Origin of the sequence: Pseudomonas fluorescens (assembly GCF_000968015.1) — a bacterium.
Lineage (GTDB): Bacteria > Pseudomonadota > Gammaproteobacteria > Pseudomonadales > Pseudomonadaceae > Aquipseudomonas > Aquipseudomonas fluorescens_W.
Map to the genome: position 1 here is coordinate 169,936 of NZ_LACH01000017.1, position 17,039 is coordinate 186,974.

The window sequence follows — 17,039 nt, forward strand, 5'->3', positions numbered from 1 at the left end:
CCAGTGGAGTCACCCAATATGCGTCTCAAACTTGCTGTCGCTACCATCGCCTTGTTGTCCCTTCCTGTCGGTTCGGCGATGGCCGATAGCTTTTGGCGTAACGTCATCTCGTCCGGTGCGACCACCGGTTCGACCTACCTGACCTTCAAGGATCACAAGCTGATCGTTGCGGCTCAGGACGATGCTGGCAGCTTTGTCGCCAGTGACGGCGGCATTCGCGGTCCATACCTGGAGGCCGCGATGCAGAAAGTCCGCGCCGACAACCCTGGCCTGCAGGCCACGGACATGGAGCTGGCGAACGCGATCCTGGCGAAGAATGCTGTCGCCTCCGAGTAAGCTTTTCATCTGAACAAAAATGCCGCTCCCAGGAGCGGCATTTTTTATGCCCAACACAACCCCCCTGTGGGAGCGAGCTTGCTCGCGATAGCGGTGTGACAGTCATGGATGATTTCGACTGATCCACCGCTATCGCGAGCAAGCTCGCTCCCACATGGGATTTGTATCTCCCGTGAGGTTAGCGGTAATCATCTACCGGGACACACGCACAGAACAGATTGCGGTCGCCGTAAACGTTATCGACCCGGTTCACCACCGGCCAGTACTTATGCGCCTTGGTGTGAGCATCCGGCGTCACTGCCTGCTCGATGCTGTAGGACCGCTCCCAAACTCCGGTGATATCCGCCAGGGTATGCGGTGAACGTTTCAGCGGGTTGTCATCGGCCGGCCAGTTGCCGTTTTGCACCTCGGTGATTTCCGCGCGGATACTCAGCATCGCCCCGATAAACCGGTCCAGTTCTGCCTTCGATTCACTTTCGGTGGGTTCAACCATCAACGTCCCCGGCACCGGAAACGACATGGTCGGCGCATGGAAGCCATAGTCCATCAGCCGCTTGGCGACGTCCTCCTCGCTGATCCCGGTCAGCACCTTGAGTGGCCGCAGATCAAGAATGCATTCGTGCGCCACCCGCTCGTTGCGCCCGGTGTAAAGCACCGGAAACGCCCCGGACAAGTGCTGCGCCAGGTAATTTGCGGCGAGGATCGCCACTTCACTGGCATCCGCCAATTGTGGCCCCATCATCGCAATGTACATCCAGCTGATCGGCAAAATGCTCGCACTGCCCCAAGGCGCCGCGCTGACTGCGCCGTTCTGCGCTAGCGGTCCGTCGATCGGCACCACCGGATGGTTGGCCACGAACGGTGCCAGATGCGCCCGCACACCAATCGGCCCCATACCCGGCCCGCCGCCACCATGTGGAATGCAGAAAGTCTTGTGCAGGTTCATGTGGGACACGTCGGCACCAATGTCCGCCGGGCGCGCCAGTCCGACCTGAGCGTTGAGGTTGGCGCCATCCATGTACACCTGGCCGCCGTGGCTGTGGATAACTTCGCAGATTTCGCTGATGCCTTCCTCGTATACGCCGTGGGTCGAAGGATACGTCGCCATCAGGCAGGCGAGTTTGTCACCGGCCTCTGCGGCTTTGCCTTTGAGGTCATCCAGATCAACGTTGCCCGCCTCGTCGCACTCGACGATCACCACCCGCATGCCGGCCATCTGCGCCGACGCCGGGTTGGTGCCGTGGGCCGAGGACGGGATCAGGCAGATATCCCGCGCGCCCTCATGACGACTCTCGTGATACTTGCGGATCGCCAGCAACCCCGCGTACTCGCCTTGGGCGCCAGAGTTGGGTTGCATGCAGATCGCGTCGAAACCGGTAATCGCGCAGAGCCAGCGCTCCAGTTCTTCGATCATCAGCGAATAACCCACCGCCTGCTCTTTCGGCACGAACGGGTGCAGGTTGGCGAACTGCGGCCACGTGATGGGGATCATCTCGCTGGTGGCATTGAGTTTCATGGTGCAGGAGCCCAGCGGGATCATCGATTGATTGAGCGCCAGGTCCTTGTTTTCCAGTTGCTTGAGGTAGCGCAGCATCTCGGTTTCGCTGTGATGGGCGCTGAACACCGGGTGACGCAGGTAAGGCGAGGTACGCAGCAGACCTGCGGGAATACCGGAAGCAAGGGTTTCAGCGTCGAGGTCATCGACGTTAAGCCCGTGATCGGACCCGAGGAACACATTAAACAACTTCGCGACGGTGGATTCGTCAGAGGTTTCGTCGAGGCTCAACCCCAACAGCCCGCGCCCGAGAATGCGCAGGTTGATCTGTGCGGCCTGAGCACTTTCGATGATTGCTGTCTGAGTACCACCGACCTCCAGCGTCAGCGTGTCGAAAAAGTGTTTATTAAGGCGGGTGATGCCGTGACGCTCCAGGCCGGCGGCGAGGATGCTGGTCAGCCGATGGACCCGTTGGGCAATGCGTTTGAGCCCTTCCGGACCGTGGTAGACCGCATAGAAACTGGCAATGTTGGCCAGCAGCACCTGAGCGGTGCAAATGTTCGAGTTAGCTTTCTCCCGGCGAATATGTTGCTCGCGGGTTTGCAGGGCCATGCGCAAAGCGACGTTGCCACGAGCGTCCTTCGACACGCCGATGATCCGCCCGGGAATCGCCCGTTTGTACTCATCGCGACTGGCAAAAAACGCCGCATGAGGGCCGCCGTAACCCATGGGCACGCCGAAACGCTGGGATGAACCGAACACCACGTCGGCGCCCAACTCCCCCGGCGGTGTCAGTAACAGCAGACTCAGCAGGTCGGTGGCGACACACGCCAAGGCTTGCTGCGCATGCAGATGATCGATCAAGGGACGAAGATCGTGGATTTCGCCGTGGGTATCGGGATATTGCAGGAGCGCGCCGAACACCTGGTGCTGTTTCAAGTTATCCACAGTGTCGATGATCAGCTCGAAGCCGAACCCTTCTGCCCGGGTCTGCACCACGGAAATGGTCTGCGGATGACAGTTTTCGTCGACGAAAAACAGATTGCTCCTGGACTTGGCGACCCGCTTGGCCAGTGCCATGGCTTCCGCCGCCGCCGTGGCTTCGTCCAGCAGCGAGGCGTTGGCCAGTTCCAGGCCTGTGAGGTCGATGGTCAATTGCTGGAAGTTCAGCAGCGCTTCGAGTCGCCCTTGGGCGATCTCTGGCTGATACGGCGTGTACGCGGTGTACCAACCGGGATTTTCCAGCACGTTACGCACTATGACGGTCGGCGTTAGGGTGCCGTGGTAGCCCATGCCGATCAGGCTGGTCCAGACCTGGTTTTGCTCGGCGTAACCGCGCAGTTTGGCCAGCGCGGCTTCTTCGTCGAGCGCGGGTGGCAGGTCGAGCGGCCTGTTCAGGCGGATTCCCGGCGGCACCGTCTGCTCGATCAACTCGACCCGGCTGCCGAGGCCGAGGCTGTCGAGCATCGCCTGTTGCTCGGCGGCATCGGGCCCGAGGTGGCGGCGAAGGAAGGCATTGGGGTCGCGTAACTGGCTCAAGGACGGCAACTGGGACATGACGGGCTCTCTCTTGACTGGCGCTCAACGTCGATGCAACACGGTCAAACCAGCATAGCAGTCGATACCCGAGCGGATGGCGTGGCGCCGTCGACCAATCCAGATCATCATGCTCGGCGCACACCTAATTACTGCTGATCGGGTTTCTGAACTCATGAATCAACTACCTTTCCTGCCTTTCTCCAAACCCACCATCGACGAAGCGACGATTGCCGCGGTTGGCGACGTATTGCGCTCGGGCTGGATTACCAGCGGCCCCAAGGTCCAGGCCTTTGAACAACAACTCTCGGAGTTTTTCGGCGGGCGCCCGGTACTCACGTTCAATTCCGGCACCTGCACCATGGAAATCGCCCTGCGCATTGCCGGGGTCGGACCGGGCGATGAAGTGATCACCACGCCGATTTCCTGGGTGGCCACCGCCAACGTCATTCTGGAAGTCGGCGCCACGCCGGTGTTTGCCGACATCGACCCGATTACCCGCAACATCGACCTGGATCAGCTGGAAGCCGCAATCACCCCGCGCACCAAAGCGATCATTCCGGTGTACCTCGCCGGTTTGCCGGTGGACATGAGCCGGTTGTATGCAATCGCCAAAAAACACGGGTTGCGGATTGTCGAAGACGCCGCGCAAGCCTTGGGTTCGAGCTGGAACGGCCAGCGCATTGGCTCGACCGGCGATTTCGTGTCCTTCAGTTTCCAGGCGAACAAAAACGTCACCTCGTCAGAGGGCGGTTGCCTTGTATTGAACAATGCCGAGGAAGTGCGACTGGCGCAAAAGTACCGTTTACAGGGCGTCACCCGTAGCGGCTTCGATGGACTGGACGTTGATGTACTGGGCGGCAAGTTCAACATGACCGATGTTGCGGCGGCCATCGGCCTTGGGCAATTTGCTCACATCGAAGCAATCACTGCTCATCGCCGTGAACTGGCCGGGCACTATTTCGCTTGTTTTGGCGAGGATTTCGAAGCGTTGTATGGGGCTCAACTGCCCCCGGCGGATTTCGAGAACAGCAACTGGCATTTGTTTCAGCTGGTGCTGCCAGAGCGTAAGGATGGCCAACCGGCGCGGGCTACCTTCATGGAGCAGATGCAGGCATTGGGTATCGGCATCGGCTATCACTATCCGCCGATTCACCTGCTGAGCCTTTACCGAGAGCGCGGGTTCAAGGAGGGCATGTTCCCGGTGGCCGAACGGGTCGGTCGCCTGATTGTTTCGCTGCCGATGTTTACCGCCATGAGCAAAGCGGATGTCGAGCGGTCGGTGGCAGCGGTGAAGTCCGTCTTGCGGCCTTGATTCGGCCTTTGTAGGAGCTGCCGCAGGCTGCGATCTTTTGATTTTGATTTTAAAAAACAAGATCAAAAGATCGCAGCCTGCGGCAGCTCCTACGGGGCGAAGATTATTCGCCGATAGCGGCTTTGTAGCCTGCCGCGTCGAGCAGCTTGTCCAGATCGCCAGCGTTGCTTGGCTTGAGCTTGAAGATCCAGGCACCGTACGGGTCGGAGTTGAGCAACTCAGGGTTAGCGCTCAGTTCTTCGTTGATGGCAATCACTTCACCGGCAACCGGGGAGTAGATGTCCGAAGCGGCTTTAACCGACTCCACCACACCGGATTGATCACCGGCAGCAAAGACTGTTCCGACTTCGGTCAGCTCAACGAACACCACGTCGCCCAAGGCTTCCTGAGCGTGATCGCTGATGCCCACGGTGACGGTGCCATCGGCTTCGAGACGGGCCCACTCGTGACTTTCGGCAAAACGCAGGTCGGCAGGAATATCGCTCATGTTCTGTGTCCTCAAGAGAATTGTCAGCGGTCGTTGCCCGCCAGAAAAGGTTAGATCAAGGTTTTGCCATGGCGTACGAAGGTCGGTTTGACCACTCGGACCGGGTACCACTTGCCACGGATTTCCACTTCTGCGCGGTCGGCTGTCGCCATCGGCACGCGCGCCAGTGCTATCGACTTGCTAAGCGTAGGAGAGAAACTACCACTGGTGATCTCCCCTTCGCCAACATTGGCGATGCGGACTACTTGATGAGCGCGCAAAACCCCACGCTCCTCAAGGACCAGACCGACCAGTTTGTGCTGCACGCCACCCGCCTGTTCGGCTTCAAGAGCGCTGCGACCGATGAACTGGCGAGTGGCCGGTTCCCACGCAATGCTCCAGGCCATGTTGGAGGCCAGTGGTGAAACGTCTTGATGAATGTCCTGACCGTAGAGGTTCATGCCGGCCTCGACCCGCAGAGTATCGCGCGCCCCGAGGCCGATCGGCGAGATGCCCGCACCCACCAGATCGTTGAAGAATCCCGGCGCCTGATTGGCCGGCAGAACGATTTCCAGGCCATCTTCGCCGGTGTAACCCGTACGCGCGATGAACCAGTCACCATCAGCCTGACCTTCGAAGGGCTTGAGCATCTGAATCAGGTTGCCGCGGGACTGGGTCACCAGTTCGGAGATTTTGTGCCGGGCCTGAGGGCCTTGAATGGCCAGCATCGCCAACTCGGAGCGCTCGTTGAGCTGCACATCGAAACCATCGAGGTGAGCCTGCATCCAGGCGAGGTCCTGATTACGGGTGGAGGCGTTGACCACCAAACGATAACCGTCCTCGAGACGGTAGACGATCATGTCGTCGACGATGCCGCCGCGCTCGTTGAGCATGGTGCTGTACAAGGCACGGCCAGGGCTGTGCAGACGTTCGACGTCATTGGCCAGCAAATGCTGGAGCCAGGCCTTGGCCTGAGGGCCGCTGACATCGATCACGGTCATGTGGGATACATCGAAAACCCCGCAATCGCGGCGCACCTGATGGTGCTCCTCGACCTGCGAGCCGTAATGCAAAGGCATATCCCAACCGCCAAAATCGACCATCTTCGCGCCGAGGGCGAGATGAAGGTCATACAGAGGCGTGCGCTGTCCCATGGGTTTCTCCTTCCGGGCGTGGCGAAGGTGCGGGTCGGTGCTGCACAGGGTGAAAGCCTTGAAATAGAAGGCTTCCAGCCGATTTCAGCTACCTGGTCCGTAGGACGGACCGCACCGAATGCCGCGCATTGTAGCCTCAAGGTGTAGGACTGGCACCTAGGCGTTTCGATGCGCCGAACGTCGAATCAATCCGATGACCGGTAGCAGGCCAACCAAAACCAGAGTCAAGGCCGGCAAAGAGGCCCTCGCCCACTCGCCTTCGCTGGTCATTTCAAAGATGCGCACCGCCAGCGTGTCCCAGCCAAACGGGCGCATCAGAAGGGTCGCGGGCATTTCCTTGAGTACATCGACGAACACCAGCAACGCAGCGCTCAACGTTCCTGGCAGCAATAACGGCAGATACACTTTGAAAAACAGTCGTGGCCCACTGACGCCAAGGCTGCGTGCCGCTTCGGGCAAAGATGGCCGTATTCGCGCCAGACTGCTTTCCAGCGGCCCATAAGCCACCGCGATGAAACGTACGAGATAGGCCAGCAACAACGCCGACAGGCTGCCCAGCAGCAATGGCTTGCCGGCGCCGCCCAGCCAACCCGACAACGGGATCACCAGCTCGCGGTCCAGGTAACTGAACGCCAGCATGATCGACACCGCCAGCACCGAACCCGGCAAGGCGTAGCCGAGGTTGGCCAGGCTGATACCGGTGCGGATCGCTCGGGTCGGGGCCAGGCGCCGGGCAAACGCCAGCACTAAAGCGACACTGACGGTGATCAGCGCCGCCATGCCACCCAGGTACAGGGTATGGACGATCAGCCCCGCGTAACGCTCATCCAGGTCGAAGCGCCCGCGCTGCCAGAACCACACCATCAGTTGAAGCACTGGAATGACGAAAGCGCAGGCGAACACCAGACCGCACCAACTCATGGCTGCCAGCGCCTTGAAACCGCGCAGGTGATAAAGCGCCTTGACCCGTGGTCGTTCGTTACTCGCCCGGTTGGCCCCGCGCGCACGGCGCTCGCCGTACAGTACGACCATCACCACCAGCAGCAACAGGCTGGCCAGTTGTGCGGCGGTGGAGAGGCTGAAAAATCCGTACCAGGTCTTGTAGATGGCCGTCGTGAACGTGTCGAAATTGAACACCGACACCGCGCCGAAATCCGCCAGGGTTTCCATCAGCGCCAGCGCCACGCCAGCACCGATGGCCGGGCGCGCCATGGGCAACGCGACTCGCCAGAACGCTTGCCACGGGGATTGCCCCAAGACTCGCGCCGCTTCCATCAAGCCTTTGCCTTGAGCCAGGAACGCAGTTCGCGCCAACAGGTAAACGTAGGGATAGAAGACCAGCACCAGGACCAGAATCACACCGCCGGTGGAGCGCACGCGCGGCAGCCTGAGGCCGGTGCCGAACCATTCGCGCAACAGGGTTTGCACAGGGCCGGCGAAATCCAGCAGGCCGACAAAGACGAATGCCAGCACGTAGGCGGGAATGGCGAATGGCAGCATGAGCGCCCAGTCCAGCCAACGTCGACCGGGGAATTCGCAGAGACTGGTGAGCCAGGCCAGGCTCACACCCAAGAGCGTCACGCCAATACCGACGCCAAGCACCAGGGTCAGGGTATTGCCCAGCAGGCGCGGCATCTGGGTATCCCAGAGGTGGGACCAGATCTGATGATCGATGGTTTGCCATGACAACAGCAAAACGCTAAGTGGCAGCAGGACCAGCGCAGCGATGGCGAAGACCAGGGGATACCAGCGGCGTTGAGCGGGGTGGGCCAAGAAAGGTCTCTCGCGGATAAATGGTGACGTGTAGGGATAACGCAAAAAGATCGCAGCCTCGTTTCACTCGACAGCTCCTACATTGGGATGGCGTGCCCATGTAGGAGCTGTCGAGTGAAACGAGGCTGCGATCTTTTGATCTTTAGTTCCAGCCAGCCCGATCCATCATGCGAATCGCTTCAGCCTGACGCTTGCCGGCGATTTCCACCGGCAGCGTATCAGCCACAAACTTGCCCCAGCTCGCCACTTCTGCAGAAGGCTGAACCGCAGGGTTCGCCGGGAACTCCTGGTTCACGTCAGCAAAGATCTTCTGCGCTTCAGGGGTGGTCATCCATTCCACCAAGGCCTTGGCCGCTTCCGGGTGCGGGGCATGTTTGGTCAGGCCGATGCCCGACAGGTTCACGTGCACGCCACGGTCGCCCTGGTTCGGCCAGAACAACTTCACCGCCAGATCAGGCTTCTGCTTGTGCAGGCGACCGTAGTAGTACGTGTTGACGATGCCAACGTCGCATTGACCCGCGTTGATGGCCTCCAGCACCGCGATGTCATCCGAGAACACGTCGGTGGACAGGTTACTCACCCAGCCCTTGAGAATCTTCTCGGTTTTGTCGGCGCCATGGACTTCGATCATGGTGGCGGTCAGTGACTGGTTGTAGACCTTCTTCGCTGTGCGCAGGCACAGGCGGCCTTCCCAGTTCTTGTCGGCCAGACCTTCGTAAGTGGTCAACTCACCGGGTTTCACCCGATCGGTGGAGTAAGCGATCGTCCGCGCCCGCAGGCTCAGACCAGTCCAGGCATGGGCGGAGGAGCGGTATTGCAACGGGATGTTGGCGTCGATCACCTTGGAGGTGAACGGTTGCAGGATGCCCATTTGCTCGGCCTGCCAGAGGTTGCCGGCATCGACGGTCAGCAGCAGATCCGCGGTGGCGTTCTCGCCCTCGGCCTTGATCCGCTGCATCAGCGGTGCTTCCTTGTCGGTGATGAACTTCACCTGCACGCCGGTTTTCGCGGTGTAGGCATCGAAGACCGGCTTGATCAGCTCGTCGATACGCGAGGAGTAAACCACCACCTCGTCAGCAGCCTGGGCTGCGGTGCTGCCAATCAGGGTCAGGGCGAGTGCGGTCAGTAGACGCTTCGGTACCAACATGGGAGCGATCTCTCGATTGAAAAATTGAAGCCAAATGATATGGACTCACATTTAGCTTCTCAATCGAACAGTTCGCGGAGGAGTTACCAGATGTTGCACCGGGGGAAATTTGCGGTGAATGTACCGGCCTCATCGCGAGCAAGCTCGCTCCCACAGGGGATCTTCAGTGTTCACAAAACCAATGTGGGAGCGAGCTTGCTCGCGATGGGGCCGTCAGCCGTAATGAAGATGTCAGGCTTTGGCGAGTGCCGGCAATTCCCCAGTCAATCCTAGCGCCTCACGCACAAACAGCGCCTTGGCCTCAGGCATCTGGTCGACCATCTTCAACCCGGCATTGCGTAACCAGCGAACCGGCAACGGATCGGCCTGGAACAGACGCTCGAAGCCTTCCATCGCCGCCATCAACGCCAGGTTGTGAGGCATGCGCCGACGTTCGTAACGGCTGAGCACTTTCACATCCGCCAGACGCTCGCCACGCGTGGCCGCTTGCAACAGCACTTCGGCCAGCACGGCCGCATCGAGAAAACCAAGGTTCACGCCCTGCCCGGCCAATGGGTGAATGGTGTGGGCCGCATCACCGATCAACGCCAATCCTTCAGCCACATAACGCTTGGCATGACGCTGTCGCAGGGGCACGCACAGACGCGGGTCGGCGCTGAGCACCGAGCCCAATCGGCCTTCGAAGGCCCGCTCCAGCTCTTTGCAGAAACCCTCGTCATCCAGCGCCATCAGGCGTTCGGCTTCACTCGGCGTGGTCGACCAGACGATCGAACACCAATCCTGCTGACCGTCACGCTCCAGCGGCAGAAACGCCAACGGACCGTTGTCGGTGAAACGCTGCCACGCGGTCAGTTGATGAGGTTTGGCGCTGCGCACGCTGGTGACAATCGCGTGGTGCATATAGTCCCACTCGCGTGTCGCCATGCCGGTCAGGCGCCGAACGGCGGAATTAGCGCCATCTGCTGCAATCACCAAAGGGGCACGCAAGGTGCGGCCATCGGCCAGGGTCAGCAGCCAGTCATCGCCGGAACGACGCATTTGCTCCAGGCGCGCGTTGGCCAACATTCCGAGGTCGCAGTCGTGCAAACGGTCGAGCAAGGCGTCCTGAACCACGCGGTTCTCGACGATATGCCCCAGCACGTCGGCATGCACACTGGCCGCCGAAAAATGGATTTGTCCGGTGCCGCTGCCGTCCCAAACGTGCATGTCGGTGTAGGGGCTGCTGCGCCGATTGGCGATGCCGTCCCAGACGCCCAGACGTTCAAGAATCCGCTGGCTGGCAGTCGATAAGGCGCTCACTCGCGGCTCGAACAAAGCCTGAGCATCGAAGGGTTTGACGCTCATGGGGCTGCCGTCCAGCAGCAGGACTTCCAGCCCGCTGTCCTGCAACGCCAGCGCCAGGGCGCTGCCGACCATTCCGGCCCCGACAATCAGCAGATCTGCGCGCATTTCCATGCTTTAAGCCTGTCTCGCTGGCGGCTTGAGCCGCCTATAAAAGGATTTTCCGACCGCCACTTAAGCATCGGGACGCGTACCCAAACCCATGGCCTGTCGCGCGAACCAGCGTTTGGCCGGCGGCAGCAGATCGAGACCGAGCAGACCGATGTTGCGGCCCAGGGAAACCAACGGTTGAGTGCTGCCGAACAAACGGGTGACCTGATCGGAGAAGCCCACGGTCAGGTTCTGATCCAGACGCTGACGCTCGCGGTAGGCTTGCAAGGTCGCAAAGTCCCCGGGAGATGTTTCGCTGGCCAGCAATGCATCGGCCAGCGCTTGAGCATCACGCAAAGACAAGTTGAAACCTTGCCCTGCAATCGGGTGCAAGCTGTGGGCAGCATTGCCGAGAATCGCCAGATGCGGACGCACTTGCTCTTCGGCCTCGATCAATGTCAGCGGGTACAAATGCCGCGCGCCAACCTGCTTCAAAGTGCCGAGGCGATAACCGAACACGCCTTGCAACTCGCTGAGGAAACTCTTTTCATCGAGGGCCGCCAGCCGTTGCGCGTCCATGCCCAATCGAGTCCATACCAACGCGCAGCGGTTTTCCGGCAACGGCAACAAGGCCATCGGCCCGTCATCGGTGAAACGCTCGAAGGCCATGCCGTTGTGCGCTTCACTCGGCGTGATGTTGGCAATCAACGCGCTCTGGTTGTATGGACGCTTTTTGATGCCGATCCCCAGTTGCTCGCGCAGGCCGGAACGGCCGCCATCAGCCAGTACCGCAAGATCGCATTCCAGAGTGGTTTCGTCGTTGAGGGTCAGGCGATAGCCATCGATCAGCGGCTCCATGCGCGTGACTTCCGCCGGGCAACGCCAGCTGATCACGTCCTTGTCCAGACCTTGCCAGAGGCATTGGCCGAGCCAGGCGTTTTCCACCACATAACCCAGCGCCGGAACGCCCTCTTCCATCGCCGACAATCGCGCGGTGGAGAAGCGCCCACGGTCGGACACATGAATCTGCTTGATCGGCTCGGCGCGGCGGGAGATTTCCTGCCACACGCCCAACCGTTGATAAATTTGCTTGGCGCCGTAGGACAACGCCGAAGAGCGGGCGTCGTAGCTCGGTTGATAAGTATCGCCGGGGGCAAACGGTTCGATCAGCACGATCTTCCAGCCACGAGCCTTGGCTCCGGCCTGCAACGCCAACGCCAGGCTGGCGCCGACCAGACCACCACCGATGATTGCCAGATTGACTCGACTCATGCCGCTTGTGTCCGCGCGGCGGCCATCAAGGCCTCGATCTCGGCGACCGTTTTCGGCACGCCTTTGGTCAGGATTTCACAGCCGGTTTTTGTGACCACTACGTCGTCCTCGATGCGCACGCCAATGCCGCGCCATTTCTTCGCCACGTTCTGGTTGCCCGGGGCAATGTAGATGCCCGGTTCCACGGTCAGCGCCATGCCGACTTCCAGCACACGCCATTCGCCGCCGACCTTGTATTCGCCGACATCATGCACATCCATGCCCAGCCAGTGGCCGGCGCGGTGCATGTAAAACGCTTTATAGGCTTCGCTGGCGATCAACTCGTCGACGTCGCCCTGCAACAGGCCCAACTTCACCAGACCGGCGGTAATCACCCGGACCGTGGCTTCATGGGCTTGATTCCAGTGTTTATCCGGGGCGATTTCCGCAAATGCAGCTTCTTGCGACGCCAGCACCAACTCGTAGATTGCCTTCTGTTCCGCTGAATACTTGCCGTTGACCGGCCAGGTGCGGGTGATGTCGCTGGCGTAGCAGTCGATCTCGCACCCGGCATCGATCAATACCAGGTCGCCGTCCTTGAGCACCGCGTCATTCTGCTGGTAATGCAGGATGCAGCTGTTGCGCCCAGCGGCGACGATCGAACCGTAGGCCGGCATTTTCGCCCCGCCCTTGCGGAACTCGTAGTCGAGCTCGGCTTCGAGACTGAACTCATGCAACCCCGCACGGCAGGCCTGCATCGCGCGGATGTGCGCCTGGGCGGAAATCCGTGCGGCTTCGCGCATCACCTTCACTTCTGCCGCCGATTTATACAGGCGCATGTCGTGAAGCAGATGATCCAGGGCAACGAATTCGTTCGGCGGCTGGGCGCCGAGGTGCGCTTTAGAGCGGATCACGTTGATCCAGTCCATCAGGTGCCGGTCGAATTCCGGGTTGCTGCCCATGGCCGAATACACCCGGTCTCGACCTTCGATCAGGCCCGGCAGGATGTCGTCGATGTCGGTGATGGGGAAGGCATCGTCGGCGCCAAAGTCGCGAATCGCGCCTTCCTGCCCGGCGCGCAAGCCGTCCCACAACTCCCGCTCAGCGTTGCGTTCACGGCAGAACAGTATGTATTCGCCATGTGAGCGCCCAGGCATCAAAACGATGACCGCCTGGGGCTCGGGAAAACCGCTGAGGTACTGGAAGTCGCTGTCCTGACGGTAGACGTGCTCGACGTCGCGGTTGCGGATCGCAACGGCGGCGGCGGGCAGGATGGCGATGCTGTTGGGTTCCATCTGCGCCATCAGAGCCTTGCGGCGACGGCTGTATTCCGATTTCGGGATATGAATCATGGACAGATGGCTTTCCCTGGCACGCGATTAATGCAACGACGGTTTGGCGGCAGCCGGCGCGTCCGGCTTTCTGGTTTCGGTGAACAGCAGCAGCGGCGCGACGCGCAGGTACTCCATCACTTCCATGTAATCGCTTTCGCCGTCGTCGGACTCTTCCAGGGCGTCTTGCACCTGTGAAATAGCCGCCAGATCCTGAAGTACTTCGGTGGCCTCGGTGCTCAGCATGCTGCTGTCACGGCAGTTCAGGCCGAAACCGCTGAGGAAACCCTGGCACCATTGGCCCAGTGCGGCGGCGCGGTCAGCCAGTGGCTCGTCATCGGTCGGCAGCAGCAGCACGACGGTCACGTCGTCGCCGGTGAGCTCGCCCTTGACCATCTCCTGCAAGCCGATCAAGGCGTTGCGGACATTGTCCTGCGGCTCGCTTTCAAGCAGTTCGGCGGCATCAATCAGCCAGCCTTCGGCATCGAAACCGGCACCGGCGCAACTGCGGCCGAGCAACAGGCCATGCAGTTCGGCAGGCGAGACGTTATGACCGCTGGAAGTCAGCAGTTTGGCGAAGGCTTGGTACGGGGAATTCTGAATGGGCATGGGCAGCTAGGCGCCAGACGGCGCTATGTCTAGAATGAAGGCCTTGTATCCTACATCGACAGACTCGCCAAGACTATTAAAGGCTGTCCGCAAGCACGGGCCTGGACAAAACTCGCCGAGCGGCGATCATGCAAGATGAAAAAACAGGTGAGCAACGGCCGGGGTCGCGTCCGACTGTAGGGCCCTACATGAGCATTGCGAGCCTGTTTTTAACGCAGCATGATCGACGCGCAGGCAGTTTTGTGCAGACCCTGCCACTCATCAGACACAATTCAGTGGACACAATGGAAGACACCGACCTGCAAGCGCTGATGACCAGACTCGAATTGCTAATTACCCGCGTCGAGCAACTAAAGAGTCAAAACGGACTCCTATTAGCTCAGGAAAAGACCTGGCGCGAGGAACGCGCTCACCTCATTGAAAAGAACGAAATCGCCCGGCGTAAGGTCGAATCAATGATTTCGCGGCTCAAGGCCCTGGAGCAAGACTCATGAGTTCAAGCAATAGCGTTACCGTGCAGATCCTCGATAAAGAATATTCGATCATCTGCCCCCAGGAAGAGCGCAGCAACCTGGTGAGCGCCGCCCGTTACCTGGACGGCAAGATGCGCGAAATCCGCAGCAGCGGCAAAGTCATCGGCGCCGACCGCATCGCCGTGATGGCCGCCCTGAACATCACGCACGATCTCCTGCACAAGGAAGAACGCCCGGATGTGCAGGCCAGCGGATCGACCCGAGAGCAGGTTCGCGACCTGCTGGATCGCGTCGATCTGGTGCTCGCAACCGATCCGGACGTCACCAAGGGCTGAAACGCAAAACCGCTTGGGGTATACTCGCATCACTCCCTGGGGTGCTTGCCAGTTGGCGATGTCCCTGAGCCGATTTGCTATACCCTGGAGGTTGCACGTTGGGCTGGTGTGCATGTCCGCTAGACGGAAAGCCTTAAAGCCTACTGCATCTTCCACCTTGAACTTTCGGGTTCAAGGGCTAAGTCGACAGCGGTACATCCGGGGAGCCTGATTCCAGTCCGATGCCGGTTTAAATACCGGCATCGGCTTTTTTACGGGTACGCTTTATGTACCCGCACTGCCGAAGCCCGAATTCATGACCGAACCTGCGCTGCTGCCCCGCCCGCAACTTCGACGCATGCTGCGCAAGGCCCGCCGCGCACTGACACCCAGTCAGCAGCGCGAGGCCGCTCGCGGGCTGTACACGCAATTGGCTCAGCACCCGCTGTTTCGCCGCGCAAAACATATCTCTCTGTATCTACCCACCGACGGTGAAATCGATCCGCGTGGTTTGCTGCGTGCCGCTCAGCGTCGAGGCAAGGCAACGTATCTGCCGGTGCTCAGCGCCTGGCCACGAACCAAAATGGTGTTCCAGCGAATTCGCCCCGGTGAAAAACTGAAACCCAACCGCTTTCGTATTCTCGAACCCCGGCACAACCTCGCCCGGCAACGCAAAGTCTGGGCGCTCGATCTGGTGCTGTTGCCATTGGTGGGATTTGACGATGTCGGCGGACGCCTGGGCATGGGCGGTGGTTTCTATGATCGAAGCCTGGCGTACCTGGCACGACGTAAAAACTGGCGCAAGCCGACGCTATTGGGGCTGGCCCATGAATGTCAGAAGGTCGAGCGATTGGCTCAAGCGAGCTGGGATGTGCCGTTACAGGGAACGGTGACAGACAAGGCGTGGTATTTCGCCGGCTAGACGCCACTGGAATCAGCGGCGTCCGAAGACAGCTTCAGCGTTTGAAGGCCGGCGGCTGTTGTTGCTGCGCGATTTCGATCGGAGCGTCGGTCTTGTTGCTCCACAGGCTTTGGGCATAGCCGGTGGTCACGACGCCGAGGCCGAACAAAATAACCAAAATCCATAGTAAATCCGGTTTGCGTTTCATCGATTGCCCCCCAAAGGCACATCAACACGATGACAGCAGCGGTTTCCGTTGTAGGTGTAGGCCGTGCAGCAGCGTCAAGCTTAGAAGGCCGGCATTCTGCGACAACGTGAACCGACACGCAAACGCTGGCGTCAACCGACCGTCGGTTTGTCATAAAATTCCCTGACAACTTGCCCACCCACTTCGCAAGGAGCAAAAACCATGGCTTATTGGCTGATGAAATCCGAGCCCGACGAACTCTCGATCAAGGGCCTGGAGACGCTTGGCAAAGCGCGCTGGGACGGGGTTCGCAACTACCAGGCACGTAATTTTCTGCGGGCCATGGCCGTGGGTGACGAGTTTTTCTTCTATCACTCCAGCTGCCCCGAACCGGGGATCGCCGGGATCGGAAAGATTGTCGAAGCCGCATATCCGGACCCGACGGCGCTGGAGCCGGAGAGTCATTACTACGATCCGAAAGCCACGGCAGAGAAAAACGCCTGGAGCGCGATCGATGTCGCGCATGTCGAGACGTTTCCCAAGGTGCTTAAGCTGGATTACCTGAAACAGCAGGCGGCGCTGGCCGAGATGCCGCTGGTGCAGAAAGGCTCGCGACTGTCGGTGATGCCGGTGACGGCCGAGCAATGGGCAGCGGTGATTGCATTAAGGCCTTGATTGATAATTGCCTGACAAAATGCCATCGCGAGCAGGCTCACTCCCACACGGGGATCTTCGGTGAACGCAGATCCATTGTGGGAGCGAGCTTGCTCGCGATGAGGCCGGCTCAGACAACAAAAGTCTTACTGGATGATCAGGTTGTTGAACAACAAATCCTCAACCACCGGGTTGCCGGTTTCGTCGTTCATGATTTGCTGGGTCTGCTTCAGGGCTTCCTGACGCAGCTTTTCCTTGGCCTCGACGTTGTTCATCGCTTCAGTGGTCTGCTGGGCAAACAACGCCACCAGTTGATTACGAATCAACGGCTCATTGGCTTTCACCAGTTTGGTCGCCTCATCACCGGTCACTCGCAATGCCACATCGGCCTTGTAGACCTTGAGCTTCGGCGTCCCGTCCAGCCCGTAGTTGCCCACGAACGGCGGGCTCAGGGTGATGTAATTGACCTTCGGAGCTGCACCTTCTTTGGCTTCTTCGGCCATCGCCGCCACAGGCAGAGACAGGGCCAGCAACAACATGATCCACGCTTTCACAATTCGCTCCTTATCCGGTTTGCGGCCTAGCATAACGACCCGCCGCTCAAGCACAAGCTTATGGCTGACTATCAGGGCCGGGCATGCTCGTTGACCCATCGACTCACACACC

17 protein-coding genes and 1 other RNA gene are annotated in these 17,039 nt (G+C 60.0%); 7 read left to right on the forward strand and 11 right to left on the reverse strand.

All coding sequences use genetic code 11. The features are described from left to right. Positions 1-18: 18 nt before the first annotated feature. Positions 19-336, forward strand: a complete 318-nt coding sequence (locus VD17_RS10450) for a DUF2388 domain-containing protein (RefSeq protein ID WP_010466645.1) — start codon at positions 19-21, stop codon at positions 334-336. A gap of 178 nt (positions 337-514) precedes the next feature. On the opposite strand, the gene gcvP is transcribed toward VD17_RS10450, so the two are convergent. After that, positions 515-3,388, reverse strand: a complete 2,874-nt coding sequence (gene gcvP, locus VD17_RS10455; RefSeq protein ID WP_046053768.1) for an aminomethyl-transferring glycine dehydrogenase — start codon at positions 3,386-3,388, stop codon at positions 515-517. A gap of 154 nt (positions 3,389-3,542) precedes the next feature. Between gcvP and VD17_RS10460 the strand changes: the two genes are divergently transcribed. After that, positions 3,543-4,682 carry a DegT/DnrJ/EryC1/StrS family aminotransferase gene (locus VD17_RS10460; RefSeq protein WP_046053769.1) on the forward strand — a complete coding sequence of 380 codons (1,140 nt, stop codon included), beginning with the start codon at positions 3,543-3,545 and terminating at the stop codon, positions 4,680-4,682. A gap of 103 nt (positions 4,683-4,785) precedes the next feature. On the opposite strand, the gene gcvH is transcribed toward VD17_RS10460, so the two are convergent. The 8 genes from gcvH to VD17_RS10500 form a co-directional block, all read right to left on the reverse strand. Then, a complete protein-coding gene (gene gcvH, locus VD17_RS10465; protein WP_033060614.1) occupies positions 4,786-5,169 on the reverse strand; it encodes a glycine cleavage system protein GcvH in 384 nt (127 codons plus the stop codon). Between the two features lie 50 nt (positions 5,170-5,219). Continuing rightward, positions 5,220-6,302 carry a glycine cleavage system aminomethyltransferase GcvT gene (gcvT, locus tag VD17_RS10470; protein ID WP_046053770.1) on the reverse strand — a complete coding sequence of 361 codons (1,083 nt, stop codon included), beginning with the start codon at positions 6,300-6,302 and terminating at the stop codon, positions 5,220-5,222. A gap of 156 nt (positions 6,303-6,458) precedes the next feature. Further along, positions 6,459-8,075, reverse strand: coding sequence for an ABC transporter permease (locus VD17_RS10475; RefSeq protein WP_046053771.1), 1,617 nt, complete (start codon positions 8,073-8,075; stop codon positions 6,459-6,461). 142 nt (positions 8,076-8,217) lie between these two features. Then, positions 8,218-9,222 (reverse strand): extracellular solute-binding protein, encoded by a 1,005-nt coding sequence (locus VD17_RS10480; protein WP_046053772.1) that lies wholly within the window; start codon positions 9,220-9,222, stop codon positions 8,218-8,220. Positions 9,223-9,453: 231 nt separating this feature from the next. After that, positions 9,454-10,671, reverse strand: a complete 1,218-nt coding sequence (locus VD17_RS10485) for a 2-octaprenyl-3-methyl-6-methoxy-1,4-benzoquinol hydroxylase (protein WP_185753137.1) — start codon at positions 10,669-10,671, stop codon at positions 9,454-9,456. A 66-nt stretch (positions 10,672-10,737) separates the two neighbouring features. Beyond that, the gene (gene ubiH / locus VD17_RS10490) at positions 10,738-11,925 is read right to left on the reverse strand and encodes a 2-octaprenyl-6-methoxyphenyl hydroxylase (RefSeq protein WP_033060622.1); all 1,188 of its coding nucleotides are present in this window, start codon (positions 11,923-11,925) and stop codon (positions 10,738-10,740) included. After that, entirely contained in the window at positions 11,922-13,256 is a 1,335-nt protein-coding gene (gene pepP / locus VD17_RS10495) for a Xaa-Pro aminopeptidase (protein WP_046053774.1), read from the reverse strand. The genes ubiH and pepP overlap by 4 nt, the downstream gene beginning before the upstream one ends. A gap of 27 nt (positions 13,257-13,283) precedes the next feature. Continuing rightward, complete coding sequence (locus VD17_RS10500) at positions 13,284-13,844, reverse strand: YecA/YgfB family protein (RefSeq protein WP_046053775.1); 561 nt, start codon at positions 13,842-13,844, stop codon at positions 13,284-13,286. 284 nt (positions 13,845-14,128) lie between these two features. Here VD17_RS10500 and VD17_RS10505 point away from each other — a divergent pair, with 284 nt between their 5' ends. The 4 genes from VD17_RS10505 (at position 14,129) to VD17_RS10515 (ending at position 15,553) form a co-directional block, all read left to right on the forward strand. Then, on the forward strand, positions 14,129-14,338 hold the full coding sequence (locus VD17_RS10505) for a TIGR02449 family protein (protein ID WP_046053948.1): 210 nt from the start codon (positions 14,129-14,131) through the stop codon (positions 14,336-14,338). Further along, on the forward strand, positions 14,335-14,652 hold the full coding sequence (locus tag VD17_RS10510; RefSeq protein WP_007942435.1) for a cell division protein ZapA: 318 nt from the start codon (positions 14,335-14,337) through the stop codon (positions 14,650-14,652). Before VD17_RS10505 ends, VD17_RS10510 begins: the two co-directional genes overlap by 4 nt. Positions 14,653-14,682: 30 nt before the next feature. Beyond that, a non-coding RNA gene (gene ssrS, locus VD17_RS31535) (6S RNA) lies at positions 14,683-14,861 on the forward strand. Positions 14,862-14,947: 86 nt separating this feature from the next. Beyond that, positions 14,948-15,553 carry a 5-formyltetrahydrofolate cyclo-ligase gene (locus VD17_RS10515; protein ID WP_046053776.1) on the forward strand — a complete coding sequence of 202 codons (606 nt, stop codon included), beginning with the start codon at positions 14,948-14,950 and terminating at the stop codon, positions 15,551-15,553. Between the two features lie 34 nt (positions 15,554-15,587). On the opposite strand, the gene VD17_RS32150 is transcribed toward VD17_RS10515, so the two are convergent. Continuing rightward, entirely contained in the window at positions 15,588-15,740 is a 153-nt protein-coding gene (locus VD17_RS32150; RefSeq protein ID WP_185753129.1) for a hypothetical protein, read from the reverse strand. A 201-nt stretch (positions 15,741-15,941) separates the two neighbouring features. Here VD17_RS32150 and VD17_RS10520 point away from each other — a divergent pair, with 201 nt between their 5' ends. Further along, positions 15,942-16,394: an EVE domain-containing protein gene (locus VD17_RS10520; protein ID WP_046053777.1), complete on the forward strand. Its 453-nt coding sequence runs from the start codon at positions 15,942-15,944 to the stop codon at positions 16,392-16,394. Between the two features lie 125 nt (positions 16,395-16,519). Here VD17_RS10520 and VD17_RS10525 read toward each other — a convergent pair whose 3' ends face one another. After that, positions 16,520-16,927, reverse strand: a complete 408-nt coding sequence (locus VD17_RS10525) for a flagellar basal body-associated protein FliL (protein ID WP_046053778.1) — start codon at positions 16,925-16,927, stop codon at positions 16,520-16,522. Positions 16,928-17,039 lie beyond the last annotated feature (112 nt).